The 14,907-nt window shown below is 66.5% G+C and carries 16 protein-coding genes; 9 read left to right on the top strand and 7 right to left on the bottom strand.

The window, feature by feature from the left end; all coding sequences use genetic code 11:
- The first annotated feature begins 38 nt into the window (after positions 1 to 38).
- Together purB and Q9R30_RS13785 are read left to right on the top strand one after the other, a co-directional pair.
- Positions 39 to 1,481, top strand: a complete 1,443-nt coding sequence (gene purB, locus Q9R30_RS13790) for an adenylosuccinate lyase (protein WP_104999451.1) — start codon at positions 39 to 41, stop codon at positions 1,479 to 1,481.
- A 104-nt stretch (positions 1,482 to 1,585) separates the two neighbouring features.
- A complete protein-coding gene (locus Q9R30_RS13785; protein ID WP_104999452.1) occupies positions 1,586 to 2,257 on the top strand; it encodes a histidine phosphatase family protein in 672 nt (223 codons plus the stop codon).
- Here the strand turns inward: Q9R30_RS13785 and Q9R30_RS13780 are convergent.
- The 3 genes from Q9R30_RS13780 to Q9R30_RS13770 all read right to left on the bottom strand — a co-directional run bounded on the left by Q9R30_RS13780 (position 2,254) and on the right by Q9R30_RS13770 (position 4,083).
- Positions 2,254 to 3,174, bottom strand: a complete 921-nt coding sequence (locus Q9R30_RS13780) for a serine/threonine-protein kinase (protein ID WP_104999453.1) — start codon at positions 3,172 to 3,174, stop codon at positions 2,254 to 2,256. The two genes, Q9R30_RS13785 and Q9R30_RS13780, sit on opposite strands and share 4 nt — an antisense overlap.
- Positions 3,171 to 3,503, bottom strand: a complete 333-nt coding sequence (locus tag Q9R30_RS13775) for a hypothetical protein (protein ID WP_104999454.1) — start codon at positions 3,501 to 3,503, stop codon at positions 3,171 to 3,173. The genes Q9R30_RS13780 and Q9R30_RS13775 overlap by 4 nt, the downstream gene beginning before the upstream one ends.
- Positions 3,504 to 3,576: 73 nt before the next feature.
- The gene (locus tag Q9R30_RS13770; RefSeq protein ID WP_311217887.1) at positions 3,577 to 4,083 is read right to left on the bottom strand and encodes a MarR family transcriptional regulator; all 507 of its coding nucleotides are present in this window, start codon (positions 4,081 to 4,083) and stop codon (positions 3,577 to 3,579) included.
- A 154-nt stretch (positions 4,084 to 4,237) separates the two neighbouring features.
- Here Q9R30_RS13770 and Q9R30_RS13765 point away from each other — a divergent pair, with 154 nt between their 5' ends.
- The 7 genes from Q9R30_RS13765 (at position 4,238) to Q9R30_RS13735 (ending at position 10,865) form a co-directional block, all read left to right on the top strand.
- A complete protein-coding gene (locus Q9R30_RS13765; RefSeq protein WP_104999456.1) occupies positions 4,238 to 4,741 on the top strand; it encodes a GNAT family N-acetyltransferase in 504 nt (167 codons plus the stop codon).
- Between the two features lie 93 nt (positions 4,742 to 4,834).
- Entirely contained in the window at positions 4,835 to 5,275 is a 441-nt protein-coding gene (locus Q9R30_RS13760) for an acyl-CoA thioesterase (RefSeq protein WP_104999457.1), read from the top strand.
- Positions 5,276 to 5,517: 242 nt separating this feature from the next.
- Positions 5,518 to 6,594: an extracellular solute-binding protein gene (locus Q9R30_RS13755; RefSeq protein ID WP_311217886.1), complete on the top strand. Its 1,077-nt coding sequence runs from the start codon at positions 5,518 to 5,520 to the stop codon at positions 6,592 to 6,594.
- 55 nt (positions 6,595 to 6,649) lie between these two features.
- Complete coding sequence (locus Q9R30_RS13750; protein ID WP_311217885.1) at positions 6,650 to 7,717, top strand: ABC transporter ATP-binding protein; 1,068 nt, start codon at positions 6,650 to 6,652, stop codon at positions 7,715 to 7,717.
- Positions 7,714 to 9,534: an iron ABC transporter permease gene (locus Q9R30_RS13745; RefSeq protein WP_311217884.1), complete on the top strand. Its 1,821-nt coding sequence runs from the start codon at positions 7,714 to 7,716 to the stop codon at positions 9,532 to 9,534. Before Q9R30_RS13750 ends, Q9R30_RS13745 begins: the two co-directional genes overlap by 4 nt.
- 103 nt (positions 9,535 to 9,637) lie before the next feature.
- Positions 9,638 to 9,862 carry a hypothetical protein gene (locus Q9R30_RS13740; protein WP_311217883.1) on the top strand — a complete coding sequence of 75 codons (225 nt, stop codon included), beginning with the start codon at positions 9,638 to 9,640 and terminating at the stop codon, positions 9,860 to 9,862.
- Positions 9,863 to 10,025: 163 nt separating this feature from the next.
- Complete coding sequence (locus Q9R30_RS13735) at positions 10,026 to 10,865, top strand: ACT domain-containing protein (RefSeq protein WP_104999461.1); 840 nt, start codon at positions 10,026 to 10,028, stop codon at positions 10,863 to 10,865.
- 57 nt (positions 10,866 to 10,922) lie between these two features.
- Here Q9R30_RS13735 and Q9R30_RS13730 read toward each other — a convergent pair whose 3' ends face one another.
- The 4 genes from Q9R30_RS13730 to Q9R30_RS13715 form a co-directional block, all read right to left on the bottom strand.
- Entirely contained in the window at positions 10,923 to 11,843 is a 921-nt protein-coding gene (locus tag Q9R30_RS13730) for a diacylglycerol kinase family protein (protein WP_311217882.1), read from the bottom strand.
- A gap of 93 nt (positions 11,844 to 11,936) precedes the next feature.
- Entirely contained in the window at positions 11,937 to 13,310 is a 1,374-nt protein-coding gene (locus Q9R30_RS13725; RefSeq protein WP_104999463.1) for an NAD(P)(+) transhydrogenase (Re/Si-specific) subunit beta, read from the bottom strand.
- Complete coding sequence (locus Q9R30_RS13720; RefSeq protein WP_311217881.1) at positions 13,307 to 13,627, bottom strand: NAD(P) transhydrogenase subunit alpha; 321 nt, start codon at positions 13,625 to 13,627, stop codon at positions 13,307 to 13,309. The genes Q9R30_RS13725 and Q9R30_RS13720 overlap by 4 nt, the downstream gene beginning before the upstream one ends.
- Complete coding sequence (locus Q9R30_RS13715; RefSeq protein ID WP_311217880.1) at positions 13,627 to 14,796, bottom strand: Re/Si-specific NAD(P)(+) transhydrogenase subunit alpha; 1,170 nt, start codon at positions 14,794 to 14,796, stop codon at positions 13,627 to 13,629. Before Q9R30_RS13715 ends, Q9R30_RS13720 begins: the two co-directional genes overlap by 1 nt.
- Positions 14,797 to 14,907 lie beyond the last annotated feature (111 nt).

Here is a 14,907-nt window from a genome sequence, read left to right as displayed (position 1 = left end):
GCTTAAGGGGGTGCCGGACTTCATGAAAGAATCAGCACATGCCTGAAACTGCCGCCACAGCTGACACCCGTACGCCCTCAGGACGCCTGGCACTCGCCGCGTCCCCGGAAAAAATTGCGCTCGGCCCGCTGGATGGCCGCTACCAGTCGGCTGTCGCACCCTTGGTGGACTACCTTTCGGAGGCGGCCCTCAACCGGGACCGGGTGGCGGTGGAAGTTGAATGGCTCATCCACCTGACCAGCAACAACGTCCTTCCCGGCGCCGGCCCGCTCGCCCCGGAGCAGGAGGATCAGCTGCGTGCGATCGTCACGGAATTCGACGCCTCCTCCGTGGCCGAGCTTGCTGACATCGAGGCCGTCACGGTCCACGACGTCAAGGCCGTGGAGTACTACATCGGCCGGCGCCTGCCCGCCATCGGGATCGAAAACCTGACGGCCATGGTCCACTTCGGCTGCACCTCCGAGGACATCAACAACCTGTCCTACGCCCTGGGCATCAAGGGCGCTGTGGAGGACGTGTGGCTGCCCGCGGCACAGGCCCTGGTGGCACAGATCAGCACGATGGCCGAGGACAACCGCGCCGTCCCCATGCTGTCCCGCACCCACGGCCAGCCCGCCACGCCCACAACCCTGGGCAAGGAACTCGCCGTCATCGCGCACCGCCTGAACCGCCAGCTGGACCGCATTGCCCGGACCGAATACCTGGGCAAGATCAACGGTGCCACCGGCACCTACGCCGCCCACGTCGCTTCCGTCCCGGGCGCCGACTGGCAGCAGGTCTCCAAATCCTTCGTCGAGGGCCTGGGCCTTACCTGGAACCCGCTGACCACCCAGATCGAAAGCCACGACTGGCAGGCCGAGCTCTACGCCGACGTCGCCCGCTTCAACCGGATCCTGCACAACGTCTGCACGGACATTTGGAGCTACATTTCCATCGGCTACTTCGCGCAGATCCCGGTGGCCGGCGCCACGGGCTCTTCCACGATGCCGCACAAGGTGAACCCGATCCGCTTCGAGAACGCGGAAGCCAACCTGGAGATCTCCAATGGCCTCCTGGACACCCTGGGCGCCACGCTGGTCACCTCCCGCTGGCAGCGGGACCTCACCGACTCCTCCAGCCAGCGCAACATCGGCGTGGCGTTCGGCCACTCCCTGCTGGCCATCTCCAACGTGGCCAAGGGCCTGGAGCGCCTGGACGTTGCGGAAGACGTTCTGGCGGGCGACCTGGACACCAACTGGGAAGTGCTGGGGGAAGCCATCCAGATGGTGATGCGTGCTGAGGCGATTGCCGGCGTCGAAGGCATGGAGAACCCCTACGAGCGGCTCAAGGACCTCACCCGGGGCCAGCGGGTGGACGCGGCCCGCATGCAGGAATTCGTGCAAAGCCTTGGCCTGTCACCGGAGGCCGAGGCCAGGCTGCTCGCCCTGACCCCCGGAAAGTACACCGGCATCGCCGACCAGCTGGTGGACCACCTCAAGTAAAAGTACGACGACGGCGCCGGGCTCCCAAGGCCCGGCGCCTTTCTTGCGGGTCATCCGGGCTTTCGGGCGTCGTTCAGGGGATAGGGGAGTGCGAAACTGAAAGCATGAAACTGCTGCTCATCCGCCACGGACAGACTCCCGGTAACGTGCTTGGCCAACTCGATACGGCGCATCCTGGCCCCGGCCTCACGGAACTCGGCGAACGGCAGGCCGAGGCCATGGCCCGCTCGCTGGCGAACGAGCCCATCGGCGCCCTGTACGCGTCCACGCTGATCAGGACCCAGATCACGGCCGCGCCGCTGGGCCGGCTGCACAGCCTGGATGTCGAGGTGCTGGAAGGCCTGCACGAAATCGAAGCCGGCTCCCTCGAGAAACTGACGGACCATGAAGCCTACAAGCGCTACATGGGGACGGTCTTCTCCTGGGCCGCCGGGGACCTGGACCGCCGGATGCCGGCAGGTCCGGACGGGCACACGTTCTTTGACCGCTTCGATGCTGCCATCCGCCGGGTCGTGGACCGGGCACTCGACCAGCAGCATGAGGCCGCTGCAGTGGTCAGCCACGGTGCGGCGATCCGCACCTGGGCGGGACGCCGGGCGGAGGACGCGGACCACGAATTCGCCGCCCGGCACGTGCTGGCCAATACCGGAATCGTGGCGCTGGAAGGCGATCCGGACAGCGGGTGGAAGCTCATCCACTGGGACGGAAGCCCGGTGGGCGGACTTGCCCTCGCCGACGCAACCGCGGAGGACCCCACTGGCCGGGACGTAGCCTAGGCCAGCTGGCGGATCCGCCGGGCGGGAAAAACCGCCATCCCGCGGCAGGGGCTGACTGCTTCGCCGGCGGGTACGGGAACGAGCCGCGCGGCCATGTCCGCCGCCTCCCCCGCCGTCGGACGTCCCGCGCTGTCCATGGCCGTCAGGGACCGGAGGAAGGAACACCAGCCGGAACCCAGGGAGTCCGGCACCTCCGGACTGCGAAGGGTCCTGGCCACGAGGGACTCGATGGCAGTGCCGGGAAACGCCTTGGTTCCGGTGAGCAGCTCCAGCAGGACCAGGCCCATGGCGTAGACATCCCAGGAGGCACGCGCCGGTCCTCCCGATGCCTGCTCAGGGCTCATGTAGTGCACAGTCCCGGAGGAGACGCCTGGTTCAGGAGCGGAGCCGGCAGGCGCCACGATGCCGAAATCGATGATGCGGACAGGGCTGCGCCGCAGGCCGCTCAGCATCAGGTTGGCGGGCTTGATGTCGCGGTGCACCATCCCCTGCCCGTGGAGGTGGGCCAGCGCCTCAAAGAGGCCCCGCGCCCAGCCGGCAACCACGTCGGGATGGTACTGGCTGATGCGGGCAGCGTCCGAGAGGCTGGGGCCCAGTGCAAGTTCTTCCACAAGGAAAGGGCGGCCGGCGAGTGCAGAGTTCCCGGGCAGCACGCCCTGGCCGATGAACCTGACGATCGAGGGGTGCTGCAGGCCCGCCAAGACGGCGGCTTCGTTGCTGATCCGCTCAAAGTGTTTGGCCGAGGCGCCTACCGCCACCTTCACTGCCACGTCGGCCCCGCCTTCCAGGTCCGCCGCGCGGAAAACCTGCGCGAGCGCGCCACGGCCAACAAGCTCCTGGAGCTGGTAGCGTCCCGCCACTGTAGGTGCGGCGGCGTTGACGGCCGGGGTTGATCGAAGGTGCGCGGGGGCGGTCATGCGGAGAGCGCCGCTGGACGGGCCGGAACCGGCATAACTGCCCCGTCCTCGGATCCGTGGCCATAAGGGGACTCGATCCAGGCATCCAGCTGGAAACCGCACCCGCACCGCCACACGGGGGGCAGGTGGACGGGGCCGCCGTTTTCAGGCTCGAAGGTGTAGCCGACGGCCGCAGGCCCCACGGCGGGGGTGACAAGTTCCATGGCGGAGCCGCAGTGGACGGCGGGACTGCTGACCGCCCCGTCCTGCGGAGGCGAAGCGTTGAAGGACGCGCTGCACGCAAGGGATTCCAACGGCAAAAGCTCAGTAAAGGTAACCAAGACGCTCACGACTCCGGCTGTAAGGATTACGGGAATAATCGTAAGCATACATATTGCTAGCTCATCTAGCTAGCTAGGCTAGTTACTTCTCTTCGTGTTGCGCCTGCTGCAGCGCCTCGGTCATCCGCTCCAGGAACTTAACCACCACCCGGGCCTCCTCCGCGGTCAGTCGTTCTGCCACGGACATCATCTGCCGGTGCATGGCACCGAGCGTCACGCGCACCTCCTTGTCCGATTCGACGGTGGGAACCACCACTACGGACCGCCTGTCCGTGGGATGGGCCTCGCGGCGCACATGCCCGCTCGCCACAAGCCTGTCAATGAGGGAGGTGGTGGATGCGCTCGTGATGCCCAGGAAGTGGCTGATGTCCTTGGGAACCACCGTCTTGCCGGAGGCCTGGACCCGCAGCAGGTAGCGCAGGGCGAGGATATCCGTTTCACCCATTCCCATGGAATCCCGGGTGGACCGGCGCACCGCCGTTTCAGCAGTCCGATAGTCCCGCAACGACTTCAATACCGCCGCGCTGTAGTCCAACTGACCATCCGGCCCGTACCAATACCCGGAGCCTTCATTACCCATAGAGCGCATGGAATCATACTAGTCCAGCTGATAACTAGGCAGCCAAGTGAGTTGTCGATGTGCATAAACTGCACGTTATCCCGCAGCTAACCGGGAAGAAACAACGGCGTAACGGCCGCCTCCTACTCTGGGTTTGCATAACCCTTCGGAGAATCGAGGCACAATGCAGACCAACCCGCGGCTTAACATCAGGCAGGTCCCCTGGTCCAACCCCGTGGGCGCGGATCTGCGCCGCGCCCAGCAGGCCGAACTGGACGCCCGCTTTGGCACCCCCGACCACGAACCCGGGCCGCCGCCGTCGGGCGCCGATTGCGCAGTCTTCCTTGTTGCGTATGACAAGGGCTCGGGACAGCCCGTGGGCTGCGGCGGCCTGCGGATGCTCGACGCGGAAACTGCGGAGATCAAACGTTTGTACGTGGTTCCGTACACCCGGGGTTCGGGTGTGGCGAGTTCCATCCTGGCAGCCCTTGAGGCGGAAGCCTTCAGGCAGGGAATCACGCGGATCAAGGCGGAAGCGGGATCGGCTCAGCCGGACGGGCGGAACTTCTACGAAAACTCGGGGTTTGAAGCCGTTCCGAACTTCGGACCCTACATCGGGGTTGCACACTCTTACTGCTACGCGAAGAGCATCAACGCCCGCAGCGCGGCCCATACCGCCATGGCCTAGGCTCGCGGGACCGGGGGGGGCAGCCCGCCCCCGCCAGGCGTGCGGGTACGTCACACAGGATGCGCCTGCGCCGCCTTCAGCTAACCTCGCCCTATGGAAACAGCAGACATCACTTTCCGCACCCGCAAGTGGGTCCGGCCCGAGGACCTCAACGCGAACGGGACGCTGTTCGGCGGCAGCCTGCTGAAGTGGATCGATGAGGAAGCGGCCATCTACGCCATCCTCCAGCTCGGCAACGGCCGCGCCGTCACCAAGTACATCTCTGAAATCAACTTCGTCAGCTCCGCTGTGCAGGGCGATCTCATCGAGATGGGGCTGACCGCCACGCGCTTCGGCAGGACCTCGCTGACCATGCGCGCCGAGGTCCGCAACATGATCACCCGCCAAAGCATCCTCACCATCGAGGAAATCGTCTTCGTGAACCTCAACCCATCCGGCAAGCCGGAGCCGCACGGCTATACCGAGATCACCTACGACCGGGACAGGATCCCCACGCACCACCTCACGGAGACGCTGAGTGGAGACGCACAGTAGGGGCTGACGACGGCGGCGCGTGAGTTCCGCCGTCGGGCCGCCGTTGCCGACGCCTGCCGCGGCGCCTTGGGCAACTTTTGCCGCCCGTTCATACGCACGCCTCCGACCGTTCTCCTGCCTGGACCAGAGTGGACAGCCGGGCTGTTTATCGAATCGATAGCCATAACAGCCGTGAATTCCGCATGCCCGGCGTTAGGCTTGCCGGACATGCTCCGATTCCAGTCCAGAAATGAGTCCAGATCGTGCGTAAATTGAAGACCTTGGCTGCCGCCGCCGTCGCCCTCACCCTTCTTGCCGGATGCGGCGGAGGGGCCGCCACCCCCGCCGCATCAGGGGAGTCCTCCCCAGCTCCGGCAGGCGGCGCGGGAGAAACCCTGGTTGTCTACACGAACTCCAACGGCGAGGGCCGCGGGGACTGGCTGACTGCCAAGGCCGCTGAAGCAGGCTTCAAGATCGAGATCGTCGGTGCCGGCGGCGCAGACGCCACCAACAAGCTGATTGCCGAGAAGAACAACCCCATTGCCGACGTCGCGTTCGGGTTGAACAACATGTACTTCTCGCAGATCAAGGCCGCAGGCGCCCTGGAGCCCTACGAACCGGCCTGGGCCGGCGAAGTGGACAAGGAACTGGGTGACGGCGAGGCCTACTGGCCCTTGGTAAAGCAGGCAATCCTCCTTGGCTACAACTCGGACAAGATCTCGAAGGACAAGGCCCCGCAGGACTGGACCGACCTGTGGACCAAGGAGGAGTTCAAGGACCGTTACGAGCGCGTAACCGGACTGGGCACCGCCACCGCGCAGCTCGTTTTCGCGGGAATCCTCAGCCGCTACCGGGACGATTCCGGCGACCTTGGCATCTCCGACGAGGGCTGGAAGCAGGTGGAGCAGTACTTCCAGAACGGCAGCCCGGCGGTTGCAAAGACCGATCTCTTTGCCCGCATCGCGTCCGGCGAAGTGGACATGGGCCAGATGCCGTCCTCGATCATCGCCGAGCGCGAGAAATCCTTCAAGGTGAATGTCGAGACTGTGATCCCGTCCGTGGGCGTCCCGCTCGCCGTGGAACAGATCGCCCTGGTGAAGGGCACCAAGAAGGAGGAGCAGGCCAAGAAATTCATCGACTGGTTCGGCAGCTCCGAGGTCCAGGGCGAGTTCGCAAAGCAGTTCAATTCCATGCCAGTCAACAAGGAAGCCGAAGCCCAGGCCAACCCCGAGGTGGTGGACTTCTTCGCGGACCTCAAGCAGCAGGACATCGACTGGGAGTTCGTGCAGGAGAACATGGGCGCCTGGGTGGAGAAGATCGAGCTCGAGTACATGACGTAACCGGTCCGCAGCCGGCCCCGTCAACCCGACCTTCGCTTCATCAGACAGGTTTGCCATGATCCGCTTGGACAACATCGAAGTTTCCTTTGGTGATTTCACCGCCATCCCCGACCTTGACCTGCACGTGCGCCCGGGGGAGTTTTTCACCCTCCTGGGGCCGTCCGGCTGCGGGAAAACGACTGCCCTGCGGACGTTGGCGGGCTTCATCCAGCCTTCCGCCGGCAGGGTGCACGTTGACGGCAAGGACGTTACCCGCCTTCCCAGCGACAAGAGGCAGGTGGGCATGGTGTTCCAAAACTATGCCCTCTTCCCCAGCATGAGCGTGTGGGAGAACATCGCCTTCGGACTCAGGGTCAGGAAGGAGAAACCGGCGGACAGTGACCGCCTGGTCCGGGACATCGCTCGGCGGGTGGAGCTCAGCGATGAGCAGTTGTCCAAGAATGTGGCGGAGCTGTCCGGCGGACAGCAGCAGAGGGTTGCCGTGGCACGGGCGCTCGTGCTGCGGCCCAAAATCCTCCTGCTGGACGAGCCGCTGTCCAACCTGGATGCCAAACTGCGCCACCAGCTACGGCAGCAGCTCAAGGACCTGCAGAGCGACTTCGGCATCACCACGGTGTACGTCACCCACGACCAGGACGAGGCCCTGGCCATGAGCGACCGGGTGGCAGTGTTCAACAAGGGCGTGGTGGAACAGGTGGGGACGCCGCAGGAGATCTACGACCACTCGGCCTCGGAGTTTGTCTGCAACTTCATCGGCGACAGCTCCGCGCTGACCCCGGAGTTCGTGGCGGAACTGAACCGGCTTGCGGGGGCAGGGCTCAACACGGACGCCAAGTCCTACCTTCGGGTGGAAAAAGCGTCCCTGGACCGCGGGGCTGAAGGAGGCGGCGCCGTCGGACTTTCCGGCACGGTGGTGTCCCGCACCTACCACGGCCTGCACAGCCGCTATATGGTGCGCAGCCACGGAGCGGACATCCGGTTGCTGGTGAAGGAGGACGGCGGCGCCCACCCTGAGCCGGGCACGGAAACCACGGTCTACCTCCAGCCCGGGCACGTCCTGCAGTACCACCCTGCGACGGGGGCTGCCCTTCGGCAGCAGCACCCGGCAGCAGTCCTGCCATGAGCAGCACCGCGGTCCGCAGCATGGCCCGCTCCCCCTTCGTGCTGGTGGTTGGCGTGGTCCTAACCTGGTTCATTGCGGCATTCCTGGTGTGGCCGAACATCAACGTCCTGATAGCCACTTTCTTCCCGGACGGCAGCTTCTCCGGGAGGGCGGCGGAAAAGCTCTTCTCGTCCCAGCGGGCCATGAAGGCGCTCGGCAACAGTTTCCTGCTGGCGGTGGCCCTGTCCGTCACGGTGAACCTGGTGGGCGTGTTCATTGTCCTGGTGACTCACTACTTCCGGATCCGCGGCTCCAGGATCCTGTTCCTCGGCTATGCATCCACCTTTATCTACGGCGGCATTGTCCTGGCCGCCGGGTACAAGTTCATTTACGGGGACAAGGGAATCGTCACCTCGCTGCTGGTGAAGGTGTTCCCCGGCATGGACCCCGGCTGGTTCTCTGGCTTCTTCGCAGTCCTGGTGGTAATGACATTCGCCACCACCACCAACCACATGCTGTTCGTGGCCAACGCGCTGAAGGGCATCGACTACCAGACCATTGAAGCGGCCCGGAACCTGGGGGCCTCAACCTGGACCATCCTGCGCCGGATCGTGCTGCCCATGCTCAAGCCCACCCTGTTCGCAGTCACCATCCTGTCCTTCCTCACCGGGCTGGGCGCCCTGAGCGCTCCGCAGGTGCTGGGCGGGCGCGACTTCCAGACCATCACCCCAATGATCCTGACCTTCACTAACAGCCCCACTTCCAGGGACCTGGCTGCGCTGCTGGCGGTGATCCTTGGGCTGGCCACGATCCTGATGCTCGCAGTGATGTCGCGGCTGGAGAAGGGCGGCACCTACTTCTCGGTGTCCAAGGTTTCCTCGGCCCTGCAGAAGCAGGACATCACCAACCCGGCGGCCAACGCGGCTGTCCACGCTGTTGCCTACCTGCTGTTCGCCGTCTACACGCTGCCGGTGGTGCTGATTGTCCTGTACTCGTTCGCCGACGGCGCTGCGATTCAGACCGGCCAGCTTTCACTCGGCAGCCTGACGCTTGAGAACTACGAGCGGGTCCTCACCCAGCCGTCGGGGCTGCGGCCGTTCATCGTCAGCGTGGTCTATAGCGCCCTGGCAGCCATCATTGCCGTGGGCGGGCTGCTGTTTGTGGCCCGGCTGCTGCAGAAGTACAAAAACTGGGTGGCGTCGGTCTTCGAATACCTGCTCCACATCCCCTGGATCCTGCCGTCCGCGCTGCTGGCCCTTGGCCTCATCATCAGCTACGACCACCCCAATCCCCTGGTGGGCGGGGCGGTGCTCACCGGCACCACCGTGATCCTGCTGATCGCTTTTGTCACGGTCAAAATCCCGTTCACGCTGCGGATGCTCAAAGCGTCCTTCGCATCGGTGAATTCCTCCCTGGAGGAAGCAGCGGCCATCATGGGCGCCAAGACGCTGTATGTCTTCCGGCGGATCCTCCTGCCGCTGGTGCTCCCGGCTGCCGCTGCCATCACGGCACTGAATTTCAACAGCCTGCTCGACGACTACGACACCGCCATCTTCCTGGCCCACCCCTTGGTCCAGCCGCTGGGCCTGGTGATCAAGGCGAACACGGACGGCGCGGAGGGCGTGGCCGGCGTCGCCAACACCTTTGTGTATACCGTGCTCCTGATGGTCATCACCGGGGTGACCATGTACCTGGTGTACGGCCGCTCCAGCCGGGGCGGGTCACGGAAGAAACGGCTGCCGGCCCTTCCGCCCGCGTCCGCCGCGCCTGGCCCCGGCGTTCCCGGGACCACCGGGTCCGGGGAGGACGCCACGCAGCCGGCCGCTCCCGTCCGGTGATCATCCGGCAGGACCGCTGACGACGGCGGCGCAGCTCGCCGAAGGCACAACGTCCAACTACTACCGGACCCGCGCGGCCCTGGTGGAGGCGGTGCTGAACCGCATGGAGCAGCTCCACGGCCAGCTGCTCCAGGACCTCGCTCCGTCGGGCCCGCCGGGAAACGTTGCGGAGCTTGCCGACCAGCTGGCCAGGCTGGTGCTGTCCCTCACCGGCCGCCCGGGCCCGGGACGTGGCGGACTACGGCGACGGCTTGATGCTCCACCTGCTCACGGTCCGGCGGGACGGGCAGCCATCGCCGCAGCAGTCCGGCGGCTGCTTGCGCCCTGAGCGCGCCTTCCGCTGGCGCGTGTCCAGCCGGCCCAGCAGCACCAGGGAGAAGAGCGGAACGAAGGCACCCACGACGTCCTCCAGGATCCTACGCCCGGCACGCGTCGCGAGATCGGAACAGCCGGGCAATACCCCCGAAACAGCGCCGCGCCATCCTTGGACCATGAAGCCCAGCGCAAGGACCACCCCCGAGGCTGAACTGAGTTGCGAGGTCTGCGGCCTGATGCCGGAACCGACCCGGACGCGGCTGACCCTGGCCAACGTGGCGGTGATGCTTCCCATTGAGCTCCTGGTCCACGCGCTGGTGGTGGGCACCGAACTTTCCTACCTGGCCAAGGTCATGGTGTTGACTGTCACTGCCACTGTCCTTGTCATCTGGGTGGCGGAGCCCTCCGCGGCCCGGGTGCTCCGTAGCTGGCTGCATGCTCCGGCCCTGCGGCACCGGCGGCGGCTGGCTGTGGCGCCGGCGCTGTGGCGGGCGCGCACCGTCCTGCGGGATGAGCCGGGAGCGCTGCAGAAGGTGACCAAGGCCCTGGCCCGCCTGGACACGAACATCCTGAGCATCCACGTGCATCCGGTGGCCGGCGGAGTGCTGGACGAGTTTGTGCTGTCCACGCCCGGTGATGTGGATGAACACCAGCTGCTCGAGGCGCTGCAGCAGGCCGGCGGCACCCGGTCCCGCGCCTGGCCCACAACAGCCCTGGCCATGGCGGACGGGCAGACGAAGGCGCTCAGCCTCGCGGCACGGATCGCGGACGCGCCGGATGAGCTGCCGCTTGCCGTGGCGGAGCTGTTGCGGGCACGGATCCTTTCTCCGGCGGAGGCGCGCCTGGAAAGGCACGACGCCGGCACGCGGATCAAAATTCCCACGGCCTGGCACGGTCCCATCACCTTTGCGCGGCCCGGGGAGCCGTTCACCCCGGCGGAATCGGCCCGCGCCCACAGGCTGGCGGAGCTGGCCGAAATCCTGGCCCACCGTCCGGCCCCGGGTCTCCCCAACTAGGTAGCGCTAAGTGTCGTTATAGGGCCCCAAAACGACACTTGGCGCTACCTAGTTGGGCTACATCCGAATGATCAGGGCGGACGGGTCCATGGTCATCAGGACGTGCTTGCCCTGCCCTTCGTGGTCGCCGTCCAGCTGGTAGTCGTCGTTGTGCTCCAGGGTGATCTCCACGGTCTTGCCCTGGTAGTACTCCACCGCGGTGTCCTTGCCCCGGCCCTTGCCGATCATCCCCGCAACCACGGACAGCCATCCCAGCTTTCCGTGGTGCGGGGCCAGCACGGCCACATCGAGCAGGCCGTCGTCCATCTTGGCCTCGGGAAAGATCTCCAGGCCGCCCTGGACCTTGCCGCAGTTGCCCACCATGACGCTACGGACGCCGCGGTGCACGGCAGTCTTGCCGTCAATCACAATGGTGGCCTTCACCGGTTTGCCCGGGAGGTTGCGGATGCCGGCGTCCACGTAGGCCAGCCAGCCCACCTTGTCCTTCAGCTCCTCGTTGGTGTCGGCCATGATGGTGGCGTCGTATCCCACCCCGGCCATGACCAGGAACAGCTGCTCCTTGTCCGGGTCGCTGCGGCGGGCCCGGACGACGTCGATCTTCCGTTCGGTTCCGATCAGGGCGCCGGCCATGGCGCCGTCGTAGTCGGTGACGTCCATGCCAAGGTTGCGGGCCAGGAGGTTTCCCGTGCCGAGCGGGAGCAGGCCCATCGGGACGTCGCCACCGGAGAGGACCTCGGCAACGCACCGCACGGTCCCGTCGCCGCCGGCCGCGATGACTATGTCCGCACGCTGGGCGAGTGCTTCCTTGGCCTGGCCGACGCCGGGATCCTCCTTGGTGGTTTCGAACCAAAGCGGCTCGCCCCAGCCGTTTTCCACACAGTGCTTGGCCACCAGGCCGCGCACGTCGATGTCCACGGGCTTGGCTGGATTGACGATGATTGCGGCGCGCTGGAGTGAAGTGGAGCTGTTGGCAGTCATGGCGTCCTTCGGTGGCGAATGGAAAGGCTACTTCTGGAAGAAGACTAGCCTGCCCCGCGAAGGGTTCGAAGCAGGCAGGCGGCAGGCCGGAAGCTACAGCGCCTTGACTGCCCCGAGCACCTGCGCCAGTGAGTCCTTTGCGTCGCCGAACAGCAGGGACGTCTGGGGCTCGTAGAGCAGGTCATTCTCGATCCCGGCGAAACCCGGCCGCATGGACCGCTTGAGGAAGATCACCTGCCGGGCGTCGGCCACTTCCAGGATGGGCATGCCGTAAATGGGCGAGCCCTGTGACGTCTTGGCCGCAGGGTTCACCACGTCGTTTGCCCCCACCACCAGGGCAACATCCGCGGTTTTGAACTGCGGGTTGATCTCGCCCATTTCCTTCAGCGACTCGTACGGCACGTTCGCCTCGGCCAGGAGCACGTTCATATGACCGGGCATCCGGCCCGCCACGGGGTGGATGGCGAAATCCACCTCGATGCCCCGCCCCTCAAGGGCCAGCGCCAGTTCGGCAGCCGTGTGCTGGCCCTGCGCAACCGCCAGGCCATAGCCCGGAACAATGATCACACGCTGCGCGTAGCCCAGGAGCACCGCCACGTCCTCCGCGCTGGAGGACCGCACGGGACGCTCGCTCACGGCGGTGGATCCCGCCGTCGAACCTCCCCGGAAGGCGCCGAACAGGATACCGGCCACGCTCCGGCCCATGGCAGCCGCCATGGCCCGGGTAAGGATGGTACCGGAGGCGCCCACCAGCGTGCCGGCAACCACCAGGAGCACGTTCCCCAGCACCACGCCGGAGGCGGCGACGGCCAGGCCGGTGAACGCGTTGAGCAGCGAGATGACGATCGGGACGTCGGCCCCGCCCACGGGCAGCACCAGCAGGATGCCGGCGGCCAGGCCCAGGACCAGCAGCAGCGACGCGAGCGGCAGGGAACCGGTGAAAACGACGGCGGCGGCGGCCGCAACGGCGGCAAGCAGCACCGCGGCCATCACCACAGGCAGCCCGGGGAACACCACCGGCCGCGTTGTCATGAGTTCCTGCAGCTTCGCGAACGTGACCCCCGAGCCTGCGAAGGACACAGCGCCCACCAGGAGCGTGAAGACAATCGCCAGCCGCATCCAGGGGTCGCCGGCATGGCTGAGTTCAAGGAGCGCCACCAGCGCCGCAGCCCCGCCGCCCACGCCGTTGAACAGCGCCACGAGCTGTGGCATCTGGGTCATTTTGACCCGCCGCGCCACAGGGGCCGCAACCGCCGACCCCACGGCTATGGCCGCCAGGATCCAGGGAATGTTTTCCAGCCGTGCGGACAGGAACACGGTGACGACGGCGATCAGCGCTCCCAGCGCGCCAACCAGATTGCCCCGGCGGGCCGTCCGCGGGGAACTGAGCCCGCGCAGCGCCAGGATAAAGAAGACGGCGGCAATGAGGTACAGGAGCGAGGTCCATACGGGATCGAGGAAGCTCATCTGCCGTCCGCCTTCCCCATTGCCTCTTTCGTGCTGGCCTGTTTCTTTGCATGGAACATGTGCAGCATCCGGTCGGTCACCACGAAGCCGCCGACGAGGTTGGCGGTGGCAAGGACGACGGCGAGGAGGGCCACTGCGAGCACCCACGGGTCCGCTGCCTGGCCGGCCACAATGATGGCGCCCACCAGGATGATCCCGTGGATGGCGTTGGCGCCGGACATCAGGGGCGTGTGCAGGGTGCTGGAGACCTTCGAAACCACCTCGAAGCCCACGAACACCGCCAGCACCGTGATGGTCAGCAGGCTGATCCCGTCCATCAGAGCACCCCTTCCCGCCGGCTGCCGGCCCGCTCCGCCAGCAGTTCCGCCGTCGGCCGGTGCCGCACTTCGCCGTCATGCGTCAGGCAGGCGCCCGCCAGCACCTCGTCCCCGAAGTCGGGGACCATGGCGCCGTCCCGGACCATGAGCGCAAGCAGGTTGGCAACGTTCTTGGCGTAGAGGCGGGAAGCGTCCGAGGCCATGGCCGAGGGGGCATCCTTCAGTCCCACCAGCGTGACGAAGCCGGAACCGTCCGCCGTAGGCACCGGGACGTCCTGGCCGGGAACCACGGCTTCCACGTTGCCGCCGGACTCTGCGGCGAGGTCGACGACGACGGAACCGGCCCGCATGCCCTGTACCATCTCGGTGGTGACCAGGAGGGGTGCGCGCCTGCCGGGGACGGCCGCCGTCGTAATCAGCACGTCCGCCTGGGCCACGTGCGGAGCGAGCAGCTGGCGCTGCCGGGTGCCGGCGTCGGAACTGAGCTGGCGCGCGTAGCCGCCCGCAGCCTCGGCCGCTTCAACGTCCAGCCGGACGAAGGTGCCGCCCATGGATGCCACCTCGTCCGCGGAGGCCGGGCGGATGTCGTTGGCGAAGACGCGCGCACCCAGGCGTTTTGCGGTGCCGATGGCCTGGAGGCCGGCCACGCCCGCGCCGAGCACCAGGACACGGGCGGGCGGAACGGTCCCTGCGGCGGTCATGTACAGCGGAAAAAACCTGGGCAGCCGGATGGCCGCTTCCAGGACGCACCGGTAGCCGGCCACCAGCGCCTGGGAGCTGAGGGCGTCCATGGATTGGGCCCGGGAGATGCGGGGCACCAGTTCCAGGGCAAAGGCGGTCACCCCGGCGTCGGCGAGCGCTTCAACCGTTGGGAGTTCGGACGACGGTGATGCGAGGCCTACCGTGACGGCTCCCCTTTTCAGGGAGCGGGCGGTTTCCGGGTCCAGGGGCCGGACGTGGGCCAGGACGTCCAGTTGAGCCAGGTCGAGTTCACGGACGAGGCGCACGCCGGCCTGGGTGTATGCCAGGTCGGGATACCCTGCCGCCGCACCGGCATCTTCCTCCAGGAGTACCTCGACGCCGAGCGCCGCCAGTTGCTTCACCGTTTCCGGTGTGGCTGCCACACGCCGTTCACCCTCCCGGCGTTCCCGCGGTATGCCTATTTTCACCCGCCGACTCCCCTCGCTGCAGTAGCTCGCGGCAGGGCCTCACGGTGGCGCCCGACCGGCTGACCGGCGGGAACGTCGCGGAGCGGCTCTGCTGCACGTAGTTGGCTAGAG

It is taken from the genome of Arthrobacter sp. AB6, assembly GCF_031844545.1.
GTDB lineage: Bacteria > Actinomycetota > Actinomycetes > Actinomycetales > Micrococcaceae > Arthrobacter.
This window is presented reverse-complemented; position numbering and strand designations above follow the sequence as displayed.